A 17,413-nucleotide genomic window follows, 5' to 3' on the forward strand; every position below is an offset into this window, starting at 1 on the left:
CATGGAAAATAAGGTTTTAAAGGGAACACGAACGAAATAATATTTTTCACTTCCTAAACGTGATCCTAGCTACATAAAGTGTGACTCAGAGCCTCTGCTTCACGCAGATAACTTTCATCGCCCCAAAGCTGATGAGCAAGTAAATACCACAGCATCGCCATCATTTGGCTTCTTGGTAACCATGCTTCTACCCCATCAAGCCAAGGTTGGATATCATGGATGCCTCGCAGCTGACAGTACTTGTTAACGGCTTCAATCACCGGGACATCCGCAACAGCAATAGTTAACGTAAGATCAAGCCTTGGGTCTGCTAAGGCTGCATATTCCCAATCAATGATCTTAATCCCATCTTGGTTCTTCACAAGGTTATAGCCACCGAGATCAAAATGACACAAAGACAGGTCTACACTTGGGATACTTGGAGCCACGCGCCACTCTTGATAAATCTTGGTGCAGGTTTCAGTCTTATGAACCGCATCAAGCTGAAGCCAGTAGTGGTCGACTCGCGCTGTAAAGCTGAACGGTTGGAGCGGCAATCGTGCCGTATTAACGAAATGCACCGAGATCAGCGTCTTTAGCAGATCATCAAGATCTAAGCCTTCGTAAAGCGTCTCACCGGCGATCCATTCAACTAACAAGCCCTGCTCATTCACTACTACCGGGCTTGGTCCTAGCTCAAGGCGTTCAATTGTAGACAGCACTTGGTACTCTTCATGACGAGAGATGAAGAACGCTTTGGTGATGGGTGTGATTGGGCGCCAAACATATGCAGTACCATCGGCTGAAACCAGTTTCCAACATCGATTGGTCAAACCGCCTGTCAGCGTTTGCGCTCTAACAGGTGGCTCAGAAAAGTATCCATCAAGCGAACTCAAACTGATATCAAGAAGCTTGGCTTCAGACCAAGAAAAAATTGCCATATTTACTCCCTATAAACGTCTTAACTTCCCTATAAACGTCTTCGTTTCCCTACAAAAAAGACACTGACCAAAAGCCAGTGTCTTTTATTAACAGCACATCATGTACTGCATTGGCGTGTGACCAAGCTATACGTTGCCAAGATTAAGCGCAGTCAAGACTAGACACTGTCAGCACTGGCTGCGTTTAGTTGGTGAGTAAGCGAAATTAAAGACCCAGTAGGCTCTTAGATTGTTGCTTACGGATTTCTGTCTCGTCAGCCCATTCAATCAAGCCAGACTCAAGATCCATTAGACGCATCGTCATTTTGTAGTAAACGTCTTCGTCGCTACCGTCTTTCTTAACGATGCTTGATAGGTTGCCGTACAGCATGTATTGAGCACCGACCATTTTACCGAATTGAATTGCTGAGCTTTGATTTACAAGCTCATCATTGTTTTGGAAGTTCAATTGGTCACGAACAGACTCTACACGGTCCATATCAACGAAACGGAACTTACCAGAGTTCAGCATTTTAGTACTGATAGTGTCAGTGATTGACTCAGTATCGATGTGCTCACTGGTTTTGTTCTTGATTCGCTCTACGAACACGATCGGACGTTGTTCACGAGTAATGTAAGACACTGAACCAGACGCCATCATGCTATCGACCATTTCACCCGCAATCGTTTGAAGGTCAGTTGAACCGAAATCGATTGTCGTGGTTTCTACGGCTTGTGCATCACCGTAGCTTACCTTGTTTGAACAACCGCCTAAAATAACCGCTAAACCTAGTAGCGCAACGACACTCTTTTTCATTTTGTTTCCTCAACTTATCACTGAGTGGGGTTACCCTCACTCTTAAATTCTTGTATTGGCGAATCAATGAATCCGCTTTCTGTAGCTCTAGTTATTTAGCTTCGGTTTATTTTGACTTCAGCTGATATTAACTCGAGCCCAATGTCACTGAGTTTATTCAAGCAGGGCTTACTGCTCTCTGAACTGAACTCGGAACTGAGTTGCTTTCGGATTTACCGATACTTCCGACAACGAAATACTTTCAAAACCACGAACAATCGCTTGCTTCCAAGGGCCTTGTTTTAGGTTGACCTCAAGTCCGGCATCGTCATACCAGTAAAAACGATAAAGGATATGTTGATCGCCTTTATAGCTACTGTTTAAACGAACAATTCCTCGAGTATGACCGTCAACTTGGTCAGTACGGATATCTTCAACCAATAAACGGCTACCTAGTACCTTGTCACCAAAGAAAACGTTTTGAGTTTGGCTATCAACTCTCACGCCAGCTGTATTATCAGCACAACCAGCCAGAGCCATAACCGCTGCTAAGCTCACTAACCACTTTTTCATTACAGCCTCCCTAGCTGTTTATGCCACATTGTTGCGTTGTTACCTTGTCGAGAAATCCACACCATGGTGGTTTGCCCCTCTCGGATATCAAAGTCGTACGTTTTAGCACCCGCTTCTAGCGTATATTGACCACTATTTGCTACGAATGTGCTGCTCTTAATCTCAGCAGGTAGAGATTGCCAACTGCGAGTGTCTGGTTGTTCGGTGAATGTATTCCACACATTGAACAAGATATTCCCGACATCGTTGCCTTTGGTCGCTTCTTTACGAATACGGTCTTTCGCAACCACACGTAAAGCCTGACGGATAACAATGCTCGTCATTCGTTCAGATAAATCATTTTGAGCCATCGCGTTTACATCAGTGATCAGGTGTTCTTGTAACGGTTGCCCACTGATTCGCAATGCAGAAAAACGCTCTACGTTTTGGCTCGGATAATAGGGCAGTGCCAGAGAGTATATGGCGCCCTGATCTCGGCTGTCATAAACAGGTAAATCTAATCGCCAGCTGTCCATGGCTTGTACTGCGCTCTGTTCTTGAAGCACAATTACTCGCCCTTCACCTGCACCAAGCTTAGATGATTGCTTGTAACGCTTTTCCAATGTCGCTAAATCTTGTCGCATGCCTAAACGCGCGGCTGTTGCCATCGTTCTGTCGATGATTTCTTGGTTGTCTGGCATAACAGCCAAAGCACGACGATAGTCAACATATGCGCTGTTTAAATCATTCGAAGCTTCATAAAGCAGTCCAGACAAGAACATCAAATACGCGTTCTGTACTGACTGTAGCTTTTTACCTGCATCAGGATAGTTCGCAAGGATGCTCCCCACATTGGCAGACAACCCCTGCTTTTTCGCATCACTAGCAGCGCGGTCTAATTCAGCTTCACGTTGCTTCTTTGCTTGTTCTTGAACTTGGTTGGCGCGACGCATTTCGATCACCGCACCTTCTAAATCGTTTTTCTTGAGATAATTTAAACCGAGGTACAAATGAAGAAACCCCAGCTCATAATCGGCTGGCACATACTCGGTAATATTATCATTCACAGCCAACGCACCCACACTGGTTGCACTGTCTGAAATCGAAATCACGGCTTTTCTTTGCTGTTCAGTTACCGCCTGATCCGCCACTTCAAACGAAGACTTACTCTCTGGATATTGCTGATCCAGAAGGTTGATTCTGCCTTTTTCAAAGTTATCAAGAATGTCACCGGCAGCGTAATCTGGTAGCTCTTGCTGAGCCTCTGAATAATCTCCAGATTTAACGGCTTGGTAGATCGCTTTGTTTTGCGCGCTGTAATGACTGAACAGGTTTCCTGCAGACATACTTGCACAACCCGCGGTCAACGCCGATAACAGGGCAATAGAAGCGAATCTAAACTGTTGCTTCACTTATCGTCTCCATGCATGTTTAAAATGCCAACTTTATTGGTCTCATTGTCAAAACGAAACGTGTTGTAAAAAGGATCTCAAGCAAGTTGATACTCTGCTTTATCAGGCTCTGCCTAAGTGATGCCGATGTTCAGACAACAGATAAAACTTAAAGTTGGCATACAAACTACAAATTTTCCAACTAGCTACTCGTGTTAACCAACTAATTAGCTTGTTTAACTTAGCTCACTAGCTTTCATTAACTTGTTAGCTTTGCATTAGCTCATTAGCTTTTTATTAGCTCATTAAGAGAGGGCCTAGTGGACGACCACCAACCAAATGCATGTGAATATGGTAAACCTCTTGGCCGCCATGAGAATTGCAGTTCACAATAAGACGGTAACCATCTTCTGCGATGCCTTCTTCTTTTGCTAACTTTCGAGCCACGGTAAACATGCGCCCCATCATGGCTTCATCTTCTACTTCAACATCATTCGTTGTTGGAATCAGCTTGTTCGGGATGATTAAGATATGGCTTGGCGCACGAGGGTTAATATCGCGGAATGCCGTTACTAAATCGTCTTGGTATAGCAGATCTGCTGGGATTTCTTTATTGATGATCTTACTAAAAATGGTTTCTTCAGCCATGTTTCTCTCCGATAAAACATTTATTTTTTAATGCTTTGAGTATGCGCTATGCCGCATCAAACCACAATAAATCTGCTTTAAAGCATAATAAAAAACACCGTTCAAATCAAAGAAAATGAGCCTTAGCTCTCAAGAATGGCATGTTGGTTATAACTGAGGGCTATTTTTGACGTGTGCGTCATAAAATGCGTAAACGGAGCTCAATAGAATGCTGATAATTTTGTTAGTTTTACTTTGACCTGACATTAGGTCTACATTTTTATTTAGGGAGAAAGCCATGAAGGGATCTGTGATCAAGCGTATGTACGCTGGTTTCGCACTGATCATCATCATGTTCGCAGTCACGATAACCATCATGATGAACAGCATGAATCAGATACATAGCAATTTTGAGAGTGTCTCAGAAACCTCACTACCACTTGTCGCGCTTTCAAATCAAACAAGTGTTCAATTGCTTTCTGCTGATAAGTCATTCAAAGATTTCCTAACCACGCAAAACGCTGAACGCATGTCTGCAATGCGTACAGAATTTGCTAAATCACAAAACTCATTTTCTGAAGTGTTAGGTAGTTTAGACGCGGCGAGCCAAAACAATACTTCACTCACTGAACGTATTGCCCAATTAAGAGCGATGGAAGAGCGCTACTTCGCCGAAGCTGACGAAGCGATGAACAACTACGTTGCGATGTTTGAAGCACAAGAACAAGTACAGAAAGCATCTCGTGACTTCCAACGCCTGCATTCAGAATTAACCGTTGGCATGAAAGAGTACGTTGCCGACCAAAAAAGCATCTCTGTGAAAGTGATGGCAAAGAGCTACTTCATTAAACTGCAAGATGCTGAAGTGATTACCTCTGATGCGCTAGCTAGCTCTGATGTTGCTTTCGTTCAGAAAGCCGTTAACCAAAACAAAAAAGCCGTTACTCACCTTAACTACGCTTATCGCGGTCTATCCACACAACTGCCAGCACTTAAAAATGTCTTTGATGAATCGGTTCAGAAGTTCACCAAAGACGTTGGTCAAAAAGGCGGTGTGTTGGACAAACACAACAACTACTTGAAAGCAAAAGAAGCGCTGTACATCAACATTGCTAACTTAGCCGTAGAAATAGACCAAGCCATGGCTGTTTTAGATTCATTTAACGTGACGGCGGAAGAACAACTAAACGCTTCACTTGCAGACGCAAGCAGCATCTACGACAAAGGCCTGTTCAATGCGATTGCAATTGGTATTGTTGTCACCGTATTCGCTGCAGCGATTGGTTACCATATTGCACATAGCGTAAGAGAACCATTAACTCGTATTCTAAGTACATTAGAAGGCCTAACTGAAGGCGATATGACTCAACGTATCGACATTCGCTATGACAACGAATTCAGCCGAGTGAGTCGTCACATCAACACTTTAGCCGACAACCTACGTAATATTCTGGTGAAGCTGAATGACGCTTCAGATGACTTAACTAAGACCGCAAGCGTAAACCAAAAAACCTCAACAGAGACGCAGGATCAACTGAACAGCCAACGTGAGCAAACGGCAACTGTCGCAACCGCAATGACAGAAATGTCTCACTCTGTACAAGAAGTGGCGAACAGCGCGCAAAGCTCACTAACCATGGTTCAACAAGTAGAATCGGCTTCTGAGTCTGGTCGTCAGATAATGAACACCAACATCAGTACCATTAACCAGCTCGAGGTTCGCCTTACTGAATCTGTAGGTGCTGTAGGTGAGTTGCAACAGATGAGTAGCCAGATTGGTTCAATCCTTGACGTTATTCGTGGTATTGCTGAACAAACCAACCTACTTGCACTCAACGCGGCAATCGAAGCAGCGCGTGCTGGTGAGCAAGGTCGTGGTTTTGCAGTGGTTGCCGATGAAGTACGTGTACTGGCCCAAAAGACCACTCAATCCACGTCTGAAATCGAGACCATGATCAGCAACCTGCAATCAAGTTCGAAGACAGCAAGCAATGTGATTGAAAGTTGTATGAGCGATATGGACATGTCGGTTCAACAAGCTTCAAGTGCAAACAGTGCGATGGAAGAGATCCAAGCGTTGATTTTAGAGATCAGCCACATGAGTACACACATCTCTCAAGCAGCCGCTGAGCAGAGTGAAACTTCAGGCGATATCGCACGTAACATCGAAGACATCAACCACATCGCAGACAAGAGTTACCAAGCAATGTCATCGATTGCTGAAGCCAGCCAAAATCTAACAATTCTCGCAAATCAGCAAGGTGATTTGGTTCATCAGTTCAAGCTATAGATAGCTGAGAAATTGATAGATATTGAGTGAGAATATTGGGACTTCTTACTCAATAGTGATAACTATTTGAACAAGGGCAACTTTTATCAAGGGTTGCCCTTGTTTTTTATGATCTTTGTCATTATATGATTATTAAGGCTTGCTGCTTCCCGTTTTTTCTTTCACCTTTATGAGCGAGCCGCTATTAAGGAATTTATATGGCTGTTCATGTTGGCATTATCGATCAAGATCCCATTCGCTTGATCACCCCACTACTCGATAACCGAACGATCAGCACTCACATCGTGTTCATCGGTGACAAGAATCAAGTCAGTATTTACCAACGCTTAGACAGCGTTTTACAGAAGCGCGACATTACGAGTGAATTTTTCGAGATTCCAACTCTCGTAAATACATCTGCAATTAAAGAATCCATCCAAAACCTTGCCGAAGACCTCAAGGCGCGCGGACAAGAAGTGAAACTCAACGCAAGTTGTGGCCTTCGACACCGCCTACTTTCTGTCTACGAAGTATTTCGTACTTACCATTGGCCGATCTTTGTTGTTGAACCAAACAGTGACAAGCTGTGCTGGCTTTACCCAAATGGCAAGGAAGACGCTCAGGTTCAAGACCGCATCACTATCGACGATTACCTAACTGTGTTCGGAGCTCGTGGTGAATTCAGCGATGTACAGCTATCTCCGCAACTTGATCAAAAGCTTTATGAGCTAGGTGAACGCTGGGCAAGTAATGCACTAGAACTCGGCCCGGGCCTTGCTACATTGAACTACCTTGCAACGACCTGCCGTAAAGAACAAAGACTTGATGTGGGGTTGTCTGAGAAGCAACAAGGTTATCGTGAGCTAAACATGCTGTTGAGCGATTTGGTTGAAGCTAAGATTGCCACTTATGACAATGGTATTTTGACGTTTGCCAATGAAGACGCACGACGCTTCTCAAACGGCGAATGGCTGGAAACGTTAGTTCACAGTACCGTTAAGCAGATCCAAGATGACATGCCGACCATTCAAGATCGCTCTTTAAATGTTCAGGTTTATCGTCAACTCGGTGAGCGCGAGGTTCGTAACGAGCTTGATGTTGCCTCTGTAGTAAACAATAAGCTACACATCATCGAGTGTAAGACCAAAGGTATGCGTGATGATGGCGATGATACCTTGTACAAGTTGGAATCGCTTAGAGACCTACTGGGTGGCTTACAAGCACGTGCAATGTTGGTGAGCTTCCGCCCTCTTCGTCACAACGACATCACACGAGCAGAAGATCTTGGCCTTGCATTGATTGGCCCTGACGAATTAAAAGATCTTAAAACACACCTAGCGGCATGGTTTACCGCCGCCGGTGGTGATGAAGATTTAGAATGCTAAAAGCCAATAGACTCTTGAGAGCTCAACGCTCTTAAGTAAATCTAAAAAGGCGAATGACTGTTTAAGTCACTCGCCTTTTTTGTTCTCCAGCCATTTATCTGTTTCGCTCTATTTCCATCTTTCAATTCTCTATGTCTTTAATTTCTTTGCCCCATAAAAAATGGCCGCATCATTTGATGCGGCCATTTTTAGATCTTGGAAACAGACTTAATGCACTTTAAGACTAAAAGCATTTTTACAACTTAGAGCATTTTACGAGCAGCTTCTACAACCACTTTGATTGAACGAGCTTCTGTCACTTTAAGTGTATCGTGATCTGGGATCTCTTTTTGAGTACGGTTGATGATTACACCAGCAACACAACCCGCTTTCAGGCCTGAACTTGCACACATAGTTAATAGCGTTGCAGATTCCATTTCAAAGTTTAGAACGCCCATGTCTTGCCATTCTTGCATAGAACCTTGGAAACGCTTAACAACGCGACCAGAGAACGTGTCATAACGTTCTTGACCTGGGTAGAACGTATCACTTGAAGCCGTTACACCCATGTGAACTGCTGCGCCAGACTCTTCAACTGCCGCTTTCATTGCTGTTGCAACTTCAAAGTCAGCCACTGCTGGGAACTCCATCGGAGCAAAGTGTAGGCTAGCACCGTCTAGACGAACAGAACCTGTAGAAACGATCATGTCACCCACGTTTACGTGTGGTTGGATAGCACCAGTAGTACCAACACGAAGGAAAGTACGAACACCAAGTTGAGCAAGCTCTTCAACTGCAATAGAAGTAGATGGGCCGCCGATACCTGTTGAACATACAACAACTGGCTTGCCGTCTAACTCTGCGCGGTAAAGCGTGTATTCACGATGGCTAGCAAGAAATACTGGATTCTCCATCTCTTCTGCGATTTTTTGTACACGAGCAGGATCACCAGGGATGATCGCAAGAGTAGCACCGTTAAGATCTGCTTCAGTAACACCTAAATGGAAAACAGCTTGAGACATAGTTCGCTCCTTTTGGCTTATTGGGCTTTGTTAACCCTTATTTAAGCTCATAGTAAATTCGTGGGGTACACACACACTCTAACCAAGCCCATTGCAAAATGAAGTGACACATGTCACACCAATGATCGCAACAAGATTTCAAGTTTCACGAAAAACCGATTGGCATCACAAAAATAAGCAATCCAAACGCCTACGTTGCATACTAATGAGACAAAAAGCGCCTTTAACGTATTACCGCTAAAGGCGCATTTATAAGAAGAGCATTCTATGTCAGTGAACTGAATTTAATCGGCTTTAGATTTGAATCGAAGCAGACGCAGTGCGTTCAATGTCACCAATGCCGTCGCGCCACTATCCGCTAATACGGCTACCCACAAACCTGTAATGCCAAGCAAACTGGTCACTAAGAATACACCTTTCAAACCGAGTGCGAGTGCTACGTTTTGGCGGATGTTATTCATGGTCGCTTGCGACAGTTCAATCATCGCTGGCAGCTCAGTTAAACGGTTGTGGGTCAGTGCAGAGTCAGCCGTTTCCAACGCCACATCTGTGCCACCGCCCATTGCGATACCCACATTAGCGGTTTTCATCGCTGGTGCGTCATTGATGCCATCTCCCACCATCGCCACATGTGATTGTTTAGATAACTCTTCAACGTAAGTCACCTTATCGCTTGGAAGTAGACTGGCTTTATACTGCATACCAATCTTGCTGCTGATCGCTGCCGCGCTTCGCGGGTTATCCCCAGTAAGCATGATAGATTGAATTCCCAAGTCATTAAGTCGTTCAATCGCTAGTTTGGCGTCACTGCGTAACGTATCTTGCCAAGCAATCAGACCAATCACAGTCGCAGCTTGCTCTGTTGATTCATCTTGATCTTTAAGCTCAAGAGCAACCACAACCGTCTTGCCCTCGCCTTCTAATACTTCAACCTGAGAAACAACATCAATATCAAGATCGAACGTCACTTTAGATGGCGCTAGAACTTGATATTTAACACCATCAACATCTCCTTCCACGCCACTGCCGATCAACGCTTTCTTATTGTACGATTCTGGAATATCAACATTCAGTTCTTTTACTTTCACCACCAACGATTGAGCCAATGGATGCGTAGAGCCAACTTCAATAGCACCGACGACACGTAGCATCGCCTCTTGCTGCCACCCAGATAGAGTCTGAATATCCGTAACCTGAGGTTTACCTTCAGTTAATGTACCCGTCTTATCGAAAGCTATCGTTTGAATTTTACCAAGCTGCTCTAGCGCGGCGCCGCCTTTAATTAAAGCACCACGTTTTGCCGCTGCAGCCAAACCAGAGGTAATGGCGGCAGGTGTTGAAATAACCAAGGCACAAGGACACGCAATCAATAGCAAGGCCAAACCACGATATACCCATGTTTCCCAAGGTTGGGCAAACAACAACGGTGGCGTAATAATCACTAACAATGCAACGAACATCATTAACGGTGTGTACCAACGGCTGAATCTATCTAGGAAGCGTTCTAGAGGTGCTTTGCGAGATTCCGCTTCTTCAATCAAATGAAGAATTCGGTCAATCGCGTTTTCGCCCTGTTTAGACGTTATCGTAATACGCACAACTTTATCGACAACCACGGCGCCTGCCATGATGCTATTACCTTCGATATGCTCAACAGGGATAGATTCGCCCGTTAAAGCACTCTCATCAAAACTTGCGGAGTCCGTGATTAATTGGCCATCAGCAGGTAAACGAGAGCCTGCTGCAACTTCGATTACATCGCCAGGAACAAGATCGCTAACTTCGACTTCAACACGTTCGCCGTTAATAATCTTGGTCGCATTCTCAGGGACGAGCGCCATCAAGGCTTGAACACCACTTCTTGCTCTTGATGAGGCAAAAGCTTCTAAGCGTTCACCAATCAAAAACAGCAGCAAAACCATGGCTGCTTCTGCGGTTTCACCGAGATACAAAGCACCCAATGCAGCAACACTCATTAGCGTTTCTATCGCAAAAGGAGTCCCTGAACGAGCAAGTAAAACCGCTTTTTTAGCGACGGGATACAGCCCAAGTAAACAGGTAGCAACAAATAAGCCTTCGCTCAGTTGAGGCTGTGAACCTTTGAGTAAGACAGCGATCAACATGGAGACTGCAATCGCTAGAATTTGCCAATTCGGTTGGATATGAGCTTGCCAAAAAGTCTCTGGTTCTTGTTTTTGTTTCTTGGAACCTACTTCCGTCAAAGGGAAGCCTGTTTTGATAGAGACTTGTTCGATCGTTTCAGCAATATTTTCACTATCGAATTTAACAACAAGTTTTTCGGTAGCGAATAGCACTTTAGCTTCAATAACACCTTCGATGTTACTGACCGCTTTTTCTATTTTTCGAGCACAAGCTGGACAGTCCATTCCAGCAACCAGCCAACTTTTGGAAAACTGGGCGTTAAGAGACTCAGTTAAAGGCAGCCGGTCTTCTTCTCCACTGTCGGAACTACAACAATCATCTGTTGATGCAGAAGCCGTTGTAGAACTACAGCATGTTGATGAGGTGCCTGCTGCTGTAATACTGGTAACTTTAGGACTAGAACAGGTCGCCCCAGTCGCTTGAGGTTGAACGTCCACTTTTGTAGAGCGGCACGCTGCGTGTTTTGCGCACATAATGTATCTCCTTAATACTCAAAAGCCTTGAGGTTGTTGCTAAACAATGAAGTCAACAAAACCTTAAGTTCATCAAAAGTATAAACCTTGGAGGCTACTCCAAGGTCAAGAAGAAGTTATCAAGTAATTCAATTTTTTCGGAAAATCTGATTCGAATACGACAGAAATATCAGCGTTGCTTAAGTTCTGCGCACTCTTCTCTATTCGCAGACACATCGTCAATCAGAACAGCATCATGAGAACAGAAAGGCTGAGTATTCAAACTCACGATAGATACGTCCTCTTCACCATGATCCACTTCAGAGCCTTGCATCAACTCAGCAATATGGTAACGAAGCACCAAAATTCCCAACAACCCAAACAATACATTACCCAAAGCTTGTCCATACAACACACCCAATGCGCCATACCATTGCGAACCTAAGTAGACGAACGGCAATGTACCGAGGGTGGCTTTCCCCAAATTCAACGCTGTCGAGTAAAGCGGTTTACCTAGGTTATTGAAAGACGTATTGGCAACAAACAACGCGCCGTTGAAGGTGAATGTCAACGCCACATAGGTACAGAATGCCGCAACAATAATTGCAGCATCACCTTGCAGGCTAAAACCTTGGATCACATAGTCTTGGGCAAAGTATAAGAGAATACACACGGCGATGGTGTAAGCCGTCGTAACCAACAAAGAGTTGTTGAGTGTTTCTTTTACTCTGTCCATTCGTTCTGCACCAAAGTTTTGCCCAATAATTGGACCTACAGCGCCAGACAAGGCAAAAATAACCGCAAAGCAAACTGGCGTCAGACGACCAATCACGGCAAAGCCCGCGACAAAATCCTCACCGTATTGTGCGATACCGGTTGTCACAATCGCATTACCGATAGGCGTTGCGGTATTGGTGATAATCGCGGGGAGCGCAATGGCCAATATAGGGCGAATATTAATACGCCATTGCACAAGAGATGGACGAGCCACCAAGTGATGGTTGCGAATCAAAGGATAAAGAGAGAACAAAAGAACCGAAAAACGAGCGATAACAGATGCGATAGCTGCACCTTCGATGTTCCAACCAAAACCAAAAATAAACAGAGGGTCCAAGATCGCATTAACGATACCGCCCGACAAGGTCGCCCACATCGAGCGCTTGGCATCCCCTGCCGCTCTCAAACCCGCGCCTGCAGCCATGGCTAACGCCAAAAATGGACCACTAGGTAACAAGATTTGTAGATAGGCCTGAGCACGTTCGGCTGCCACACCTTTTGCTCCAATCGCGGCCAGTAACTCAGGGATATGTGCAAACATGATCGCAGTAACGGTTGAGCTAATCACAAATGCGGTCAGCATAATACTGGTGGCGAGATTTCGAGCGTGCTCCTGATTCTTTGAACCGATAGCTTTGGAAACTAACGCGCCCATAGCAATGGAAGTACCAATTGAAACGGAGGTAGAGAAAAAAGTCAGCGTGCCTGCAAAACCCACCGCAGCGGCCAATTCGACTTGCCCCAGCATACTGATGAACAACATATCGAGTAAATCGACCACGAATAACGCCATCAAACCGACTGAGCCAGCCCCCGACATCACCAAGATGTGGCGCATCGTTGAACCTTCTACAAACTTTGCAGTTTGATTTGACATGAAACCTCCAAAAGCGGGAACCCCACAAGCCAAAGCTCCTTAACTTATGATCCAAAGCTAGTAATCCAAAGCTAATGTTCCGAAGCTAGGGAGCCACAAATAAAGGATCTACCAAGAAAGCTCTATACAGAAAAAAGGCGCTAGTGCGCCTTTTTTCAATTGAGGGTATTGAGAAAAATAATCGTTCTTAACACGCTACTATACCTGATGTTTGAAGCATTCTTCCAAGTTCTTGCCGATTGCTCTCAAAACATCGGTTCTGGTAATAATACCCACTAGTTTCTTGTTATCGAGTACTGGGTAAGCTTTGGGTTTTCCAACTTGCATCATATCGGCCAATTCAATGATGGATAAGTCTGGTGATACCGATAGCACCTCTTGATACATGCAATCACCCACAATGTGTGTGTCTTGGCAGAAGTAGCTCACTTTCACCAATTTTTCTAATAAATCTTGCTCAGAAAGGAAACCAATAACTTGTTCATTATCATCAATTACTGGACCGCCCATATGATGGCTGCGCATTACTCTATCTAACGCGAGACTTAACGGCATGTCAGGAGTGAATGTCACAACCTGCGGCGTCATGTAGTCTTTCACTTTTATTGAATGCATTGTGCTCTCCCTAAATACTTTTCGTCATGTCTTTTTCTGTCTTGTTTATTAATTGTTGTCTAAAATCTTGATTTTACTAAATGGATTTCAACAATTTTATTGATAGGTAAAACCTACTAAGGCGAAAAAACAAGGTCACGAAAGGCTTGCGAGCATTTTTAAACCTGCAAAAAATAAAAATAGAGCCCTTACAAACCCTTACTTTATGACACTGGCTTGAATGAATAAACCTTGTACTCTTCACTCCATAAATAATTATATCGTTACAATTAGGCCGTTTATGCAGCACAGCAACAATATGTACGCGTACATTTATTCAGGTATCGATGGTACAGAAAACACCCTCATCGCCACTGTCGATAACCAAGAAAAGCCACTTATCTCTAGCTGCGTCGATGAGATAAAACACATGTCTAGCTTAGCCATTGATCTGGCGGCAAAGCACAACTTAAAAGTAAAGCTGGTCAAATACGGAAGAAAACAAGAGATCGACTTCGGCTTGTTCGTTAAATAACAGACTCATCACACATGTCTTGGCCGGCAAGCTCACAAGCATTGTCAACGACACATGAATACCGTATTTTGTGGCAAGTTCTTGAGTAGGTAATCGCGTTGACGATGATTACCTGCTTTAACCGATAAGCGCCCGAATTAGAAACATCCGTCGCACCGCTTTTCATTGTCCAAACGGTTCACTATGACTTTGCTTCGTTCATCTCAAACTTATCTCGCTCACTATTCATCTAAACTAAAAAACTACGTTAGCGAATTGTTAGATTTTCAATCTCGCATTTGGGTGGTTCATATTTTTGAAGATTCCATTACCGATCAGTCCTTTGTGATAAATGAAGATGGCTTTAAAGAGCCGTTAGAGTGGATGAAGAAACGAGCCTATCAAACAGCAATGCTTGAACGAGTAGATAAGATGAAAATATCACAAGTCATTGAGATTCAATTTGAAGACAAGATCCATCGATTGATGCGAGTGAAGTGACCTTTATGTTGTTTGATCATTTGCAGTATTTGATCATTGGTAGAAAAGGCCAGTAACAACAAAACAGGCACAAAAAAGGCCAGCACACGCTGACCTTCTTCCATTTACAATTCAAACTGCGATATGTCGGTTGCTAATTGTGATTTGCTAACGGCTATAAATTAGCGAGCGCAATACGCTTCCCATAGACTCACAGCCTTTGAATAAGCTTCAGTCTTATCGTGCGTTTCTGCGAATAAAATCGCCGTCATGCTATCAACCACACTGTTCGCCATCAGCTCCATCTCATCTTCCGGTGTACCCAGTACACACTCCGCAGGCAAAGGCAGTTCAACATTCATCGTGCCTTCCCAGTAAAAAGATTCCACCTTCTCAGGAGAACTCATCCAGACGGTTTGGCTCACCTTAGGGTTGTATTCCGATTCACCATTCATACCTTTGAATGAAATAACCGAATGAGATTTGTTGCCAATTACATGCTCTACTTCAGCGTGTAACTGAGGAAAACCTGGGTGAAAACTGCCACGCAAGCCCAAACGAGCACCACCAGGGTTCAGCGCTCGAACTACAGTATTAATAGGCGTTCTCAACCCATAGCGGTGTTTCCAACCAATCATGGTTTGCGCTTCCGGTGCAAAGTTCGCCAAAGGCAAGTAAGCGATGCCATCTGATTCAAGGATCTGCTTGGCGTCTTGTGGGTCTTGAGCTCGGCGAACGCCGACACATTCTAAATGCGTCTCGACATGCGTGCGGCCACTTGGTTTATCCATGTAGCCATGCATTAAGACTTTATAGCCATTATCAGCTAAGATTTTTGCCGCCAGCAAATTCCAAGGCTTACCACTGGCAGTATCGTTACGCTTTCCGGCATAACACGGCCAATCAATATCCGCGCCTAAATCTGGCATTCGAGATTGAAAAGCTTTTACAAAGCCAGCGATCTCTTCATTGGTTTCATTCTGCACACGAATCAACATCAATAGCATAGCCATTTGGTCGTCACCGACCTCTCCGCTTAAATACTCATCCATGATGCGGTAGGCTTGTTCGAACGACAAAGGCTTACGCCCTCTTTCCCCTCGTCCAACTGTACGAATACACTCTAAAATACTACTCATTGATTGTTTATTCTCTTCCGTTGATATCAATAAAATTCGAATACACTTTCGATTCTATGATACCCACAGTGCATTGCAAAGCGATTCAGGTGCTATCGTCTTAATTACCAATACGCGTATTGGTGTTCGAAAAGTAAACTTACTGGTGTGAAATTGGTGCACGCAATGCTAACCGCGACATATTTTGCTTTGTTTGATTGGAGAAGAATAAAAGGGTGAGGTATCATCCATCCGCTTCACTCGTTTACCAAGACTAAGAACCTCATGTCAAAGTTGATTAACAAAATTTGGGTACACGCTTTCATGCTCTTCGCTATGCTAATGGCCACCATTAGTGTGGACAGCATCGCGAGCAGCAATGCTCTGCAAGCCCCCCAAGCTCAATCAACTTCTGCCAATAGCTTCTCTTTCTCAGCTTCTAACATCAGTTCTGTAGAGAGCACCCCAACACCTTTTTCCAGCGTACACCCCAACGTTGAGCACCACTGCTGTGGATCGGTCTGTCTACTGAAGATGCCACCACTTATCGTTTCTGAATCTTTCGATACACAGGTTCAATCACTGGCATTGATAGAAAAAGAGCCTTCGCATAAAGCGATTGTTGCACCACAAGCGCCATACCGCCCCCCTATTTCCTAAATCTTTTGTCCCTATTTGGCAATATCTGCCACCAAGTTAAAACAGCATTTTTGCTGTATAAAATGACACCCGAATTTAGGAAATGAACACATGAAAAAACTATTTAGCCTCTTAGCCGCTCTGATCTTGAGCGCTTCAGTAAACGCCGCGCAATTTGAAGAAGGTACTCACTACAAAATCCTTGATGTCGCGAAAGCCGACAAGCCTGTCGTTACTGAATTTTTCTCTTTCTATTGTCCGCACTGTTACAAGTTTGAAGGCGTAATTAAATACCTAAAAGCAGACTTGCCAAAGTCAGCAAGCTTCCAAAAAGTACACGTCGCTTTTATGGGTAACAACATGGCAGTGCCAATGGCAAAAGCTTACGCGACCATGATTGCTCTAGACGCTGAAGAGAGCATGGTTCCTGCAATGTTTGCTCAGATCCATGAGAAGCAACAAACACCAAAAAATGAGGCAGAACTGCGTGAAGTGTTCATTGATAACGGTATTGATGCGAAAAAGTTTGATGCGGCATACAACAGCTTTGCAGTGAATTCGATGCAAAAACGTTTCGATAAAGAGTTTGATCAAAGCACGCTAACAGGTGTTCCTGGAGTTCTGGTTAACAACAAATACATCGTGAAACCGGATCAAATCAAGAGCTACGAAGAATACAATCAGCTAGTGAGTTACCTACTCACACTTTAGTACTCATTCGCTTGTTTTAACTGCCTCAAAGCCAGTGATTTCATCGCTGGCTTTTTATTGATACTCACTCATAACTCACCACACTCTGTGAATAAACTCAAAGACCAGTAAACCTAAGGTCATAGTTAATAGTTAATAGTTAATAGTTAATAGTTAATAGCTAATAAA

At 44.0% G+C, this 17,413-nt stretch carries 16 protein-coding genes; 6 read left to right on the forward strand and 10 right to left on the reverse strand.

The window, feature by feature from the left end:
• Positions 1 to 65: 65 nt before the first annotated feature.
• The 5 genes from BCU75_RS14160 to hinT form a co-directional block, all read right to left on the reverse strand.
• Positions 66 to 920 (reverse strand): phosphotransferase, encoded by an 855-nt coding sequence (locus BCU75_RS14160; RefSeq protein ID WP_102474236.1) that lies wholly within the window; start codon positions 918 to 920, stop codon positions 66 to 68.
• Between the two features lie 205 nt (positions 921 to 1,125).
• Positions 1,126 to 1,716 carry a penicillin-binding protein activator LpoB gene (gene lpoB, locus BCU75_RS14165; protein WP_004736264.1) on the reverse strand — a complete coding sequence of 197 codons (591 nt, stop codon included), beginning with the start codon at positions 1,714 to 1,716 and terminating at the stop codon, positions 1,126 to 1,128.
• Between the two features lie 168 nt (positions 1,717 to 1,884).
• On the reverse strand, positions 1,885 to 2,268 hold the full coding sequence (locus BCU75_RS14170) for a YcfL family protein (protein ID WP_076676724.1): 384 nt from the start codon (positions 2,266 to 2,268) through the stop codon (positions 1,885 to 1,887).
• On the reverse strand, positions 2,268 to 3,659 hold the full coding sequence (locus BCU75_RS14175; protein WP_102474237.1) for a COG3014 family protein: 1,392 nt from the start codon (positions 3,657 to 3,659) through the stop codon (positions 2,268 to 2,270). The genes BCU75_RS14170 and BCU75_RS14175 overlap by 1 nt, the downstream gene beginning before the upstream one ends.
• 276 nt (positions 3,660 to 3,935) lie before the next feature.
• On the reverse strand, positions 3,936 to 4,286 hold the full coding sequence (gene hinT, locus BCU75_RS14180; protein WP_004736268.1) for a purine nucleoside phosphoramidase: 351 nt from the start codon (positions 4,284 to 4,286) through the stop codon (positions 3,936 to 3,938).
• A gap of 277 nt (positions 4,287 to 4,563) precedes the next feature.
• Between hinT and BCU75_RS14185 the strand changes: the two genes are divergently transcribed.
• Positions 4,564 to 6,555, forward strand: coding sequence for a methyl-accepting chemotaxis protein (locus tag BCU75_RS14185; protein WP_076676727.1), 1,992 nt, complete (start codon positions 4,564 to 4,566; stop codon positions 6,553 to 6,555).
• A 197-nt stretch (positions 6,556 to 6,752) separates the two neighbouring features.
• Positions 6,753 to 7,919: a DUF1887 family protein gene (locus BCU75_RS14190; protein WP_076676729.1), complete on the forward strand. Its 1,167-nt coding sequence runs from the start codon at positions 6,753 to 6,755 to the stop codon at positions 7,917 to 7,919.
• A 242-nt stretch (positions 7,920 to 8,161) separates the two neighbouring features.
• On the opposite strand, the gene udp is transcribed toward BCU75_RS14190, so the two are convergent.
• From udp to BCU75_RS14210, 4 genes are all read right to left on the reverse strand, one after another.
• Positions 8,162 to 8,920, reverse strand: coding sequence for a uridine phosphorylase (udp, locus tag BCU75_RS14195; protein ID WP_061018938.1), 759 nt, complete (start codon positions 8,918 to 8,920; stop codon positions 8,162 to 8,164).
• Positions 8,921 to 9,204: 284 nt separating this feature from the next.
• On the reverse strand, positions 9,205 to 11,556 hold the full coding sequence (locus BCU75_RS14200) for a zinc/cadmium/mercury/lead-transporting ATPase (RefSeq protein WP_102474238.1): 2,352 nt from the start codon (positions 11,554 to 11,556) through the stop codon (positions 9,205 to 9,207).
• A 169-nt stretch (positions 11,557 to 11,725) separates the two neighbouring features.
• The gene (locus BCU75_RS14205) at positions 11,726 to 13,189 is read right to left on the reverse strand and encodes an MATE family efflux transporter (protein ID WP_102466743.1); all 1,464 of its coding nucleotides are present in this window, start codon (positions 13,187 to 13,189) and stop codon (positions 11,726 to 11,728) included.
• A 198-nt stretch (positions 13,190 to 13,387) separates the two neighbouring features.
• Positions 13,388 to 13,804, reverse strand: coding sequence for a CBS domain-containing protein (locus BCU75_RS14210; RefSeq protein ID WP_076676735.1), 417 nt, complete (start codon positions 13,802 to 13,804; stop codon positions 13,388 to 13,390).
• A gap of 280 nt (positions 13,805 to 14,084) precedes the next feature.
• On the opposite strand from BCU75_RS14210, the gene BCU75_RS14215 reads away from it, so the two are divergent.
• Both BCU75_RS14215 and BCU75_RS14220 read left to right on the forward strand, forming a co-directional pair.
• Positions 14,085 to 14,318: a hypothetical protein gene (locus tag BCU75_RS14215; RefSeq protein WP_102474239.1), complete on the forward strand. Its 234-nt coding sequence runs from the start codon at positions 14,085 to 14,087 to the stop codon at positions 14,316 to 14,318.
• A gap of 183 nt (positions 14,319 to 14,501) precedes the next feature.
• On the forward strand, positions 14,502 to 14,798 hold the full coding sequence (locus BCU75_RS14220; RefSeq protein WP_102474240.1) for a hypothetical protein: 297 nt from the start codon (positions 14,502 to 14,504) through the stop codon (positions 14,796 to 14,798).
• A 161-nt stretch (positions 14,799 to 14,959) separates the two neighbouring features.
• On the opposite strand, the gene BCU75_RS14225 is transcribed toward BCU75_RS14220, so the two are convergent.
• On the reverse strand, positions 14,960 to 15,946 hold the full coding sequence (locus BCU75_RS14225) for a glycosyl transferase family protein (protein WP_102474241.1): 987 nt from the start codon (positions 15,944 to 15,946) through the stop codon (positions 14,960 to 14,962).
• Between the two features lie 234 nt (positions 15,947 to 16,180).
• On the opposite strand from BCU75_RS14225, the gene BCU75_RS14230 reads away from it, so the two are divergent.
• Together BCU75_RS14230 and BCU75_RS14235 are read left to right on the forward strand one after the other, a co-directional pair.
• Positions 16,181 to 16,555, forward strand: a complete 375-nt coding sequence (locus BCU75_RS14230) for a hypothetical protein (RefSeq protein WP_102474242.1) — start codon at positions 16,181 to 16,183, stop codon at positions 16,553 to 16,555.
• A gap of 90 nt (positions 16,556 to 16,645) precedes the next feature.
• Positions 16,646 to 17,245: a thiol:disulfide interchange protein DsbA/DsbL gene (locus BCU75_RS14235; RefSeq protein WP_102474243.1), complete on the forward strand. Its 600-nt coding sequence runs from the start codon at positions 16,646 to 16,648 to the stop codon at positions 17,243 to 17,245.
• The last annotated feature ends 168 nt before the right edge of the window (positions 17,246 to 17,413 follow it).

The sequence above is a fragment of the Vibrio splendidus genome, from assembly GCF_002873455.1.
Classification (GTDB): Bacteria; Pseudomonadota; Gammaproteobacteria; order Enterobacterales; family Vibrionaceae; genus Vibrio; species Vibrio splendidus_J.

What these genes read in the sequence shown, in the direction of transcription:
- BCU75_RS14160 (WP_102474236.1), bottom strand. Translation starts at nt 920, where the DNA reads ATGGCAATTTTTTCTTGGTCTGAAGCCAAGCTTCTTGATATCAGTTTG.
- lpoB (WP_004736264.1), bottom strand. Translation starts at nt 1,716, where the DNA reads ATGAAAAAGAGTGTCGTTGCGCTACTAGGTTTAGCGGTTATTTTAGGC.
- BCU75_RS14170 (WP_076676724.1), bottom strand. Translation starts at nt 2,268, where the DNA reads ATGAAAAAGTGGTTAGTGAGCTTAGCAGCGGTTATGGCTCTGGCTGGT.
- hinT (WP_004736268.1), bottom strand. Translation starts at nt 4,286, where the DNA reads ATGGCTGAAGAAACCATTTTTAGTAAGATCATCAATAAAGAAATCCCA.
- BCU75_RS14185 (WP_076676727.1), top strand. Translation starts at nt 4,564, where the DNA reads ATGAAGGGATCTGTGATCAAGCGTATGTACGCTGGTTTCGCACTGATC.
- BCU75_RS14190 (WP_076676729.1), top strand. Translation starts at nt 6,753, where the DNA reads ATGGCTGTTCATGTTGGCATTATCGATCAAGATCCCATTCGCTTGATC.
- udp (WP_061018938.1), bottom strand. Translation starts at nt 8,920, where the DNA reads ATGTCTCAAGCTGTTTTCCATTTAGGTGTTACTGAAGCAGATCTTAAC.
- BCU75_RS14200 (WP_102474238.1), bottom strand. Translation starts at nt 11,556, where the DNA reads ATGTGCGCAAAACACGCAGCGTGCCGCTCTACAAAAGTGGACGTTCAA.
- BCU75_RS14205 (WP_102466743.1), bottom strand. Translation starts at nt 13,189, where the DNA reads ATGTCAAATCAAACTGCAAAGTTTGTAGAAGGTTCAACGATGCGCCAC.
- BCU75_RS14210 (WP_076676735.1), bottom strand. Translation starts at nt 13,804, where the DNA reads ATGCATTCAATAAAAGTGAAAGACTACATGACGCCGCAGGTTGTGACA.
- BCU75_RS14215 (WP_102474239.1), top strand. Translation starts at nt 14,085, where the DNA reads ATGCAGCACAGCAACAATATGTACGCGTACATTTATTCAGGTATCGAT.
- BCU75_RS14220 (WP_102474240.1), top strand. Translation starts at nt 14,502, where the DNA reads ATGACTTTGCTTCGTTCATCTCAAACTTATCTCGCTCACTATTCATCT.
- BCU75_RS14230 (WP_102474242.1), top strand. Translation starts at nt 16,181, where the DNA reads ATGTCAAAGTTGATTAACAAAATTTGGGTACACGCTTTCATGCTCTTC.
- BCU75_RS14235 (WP_102474243.1), top strand. Translation starts at nt 16,646, where the DNA reads ATGAAAAAACTATTTAGCCTCTTAGCCGCTCTGATCTTGAGCGCTTCA.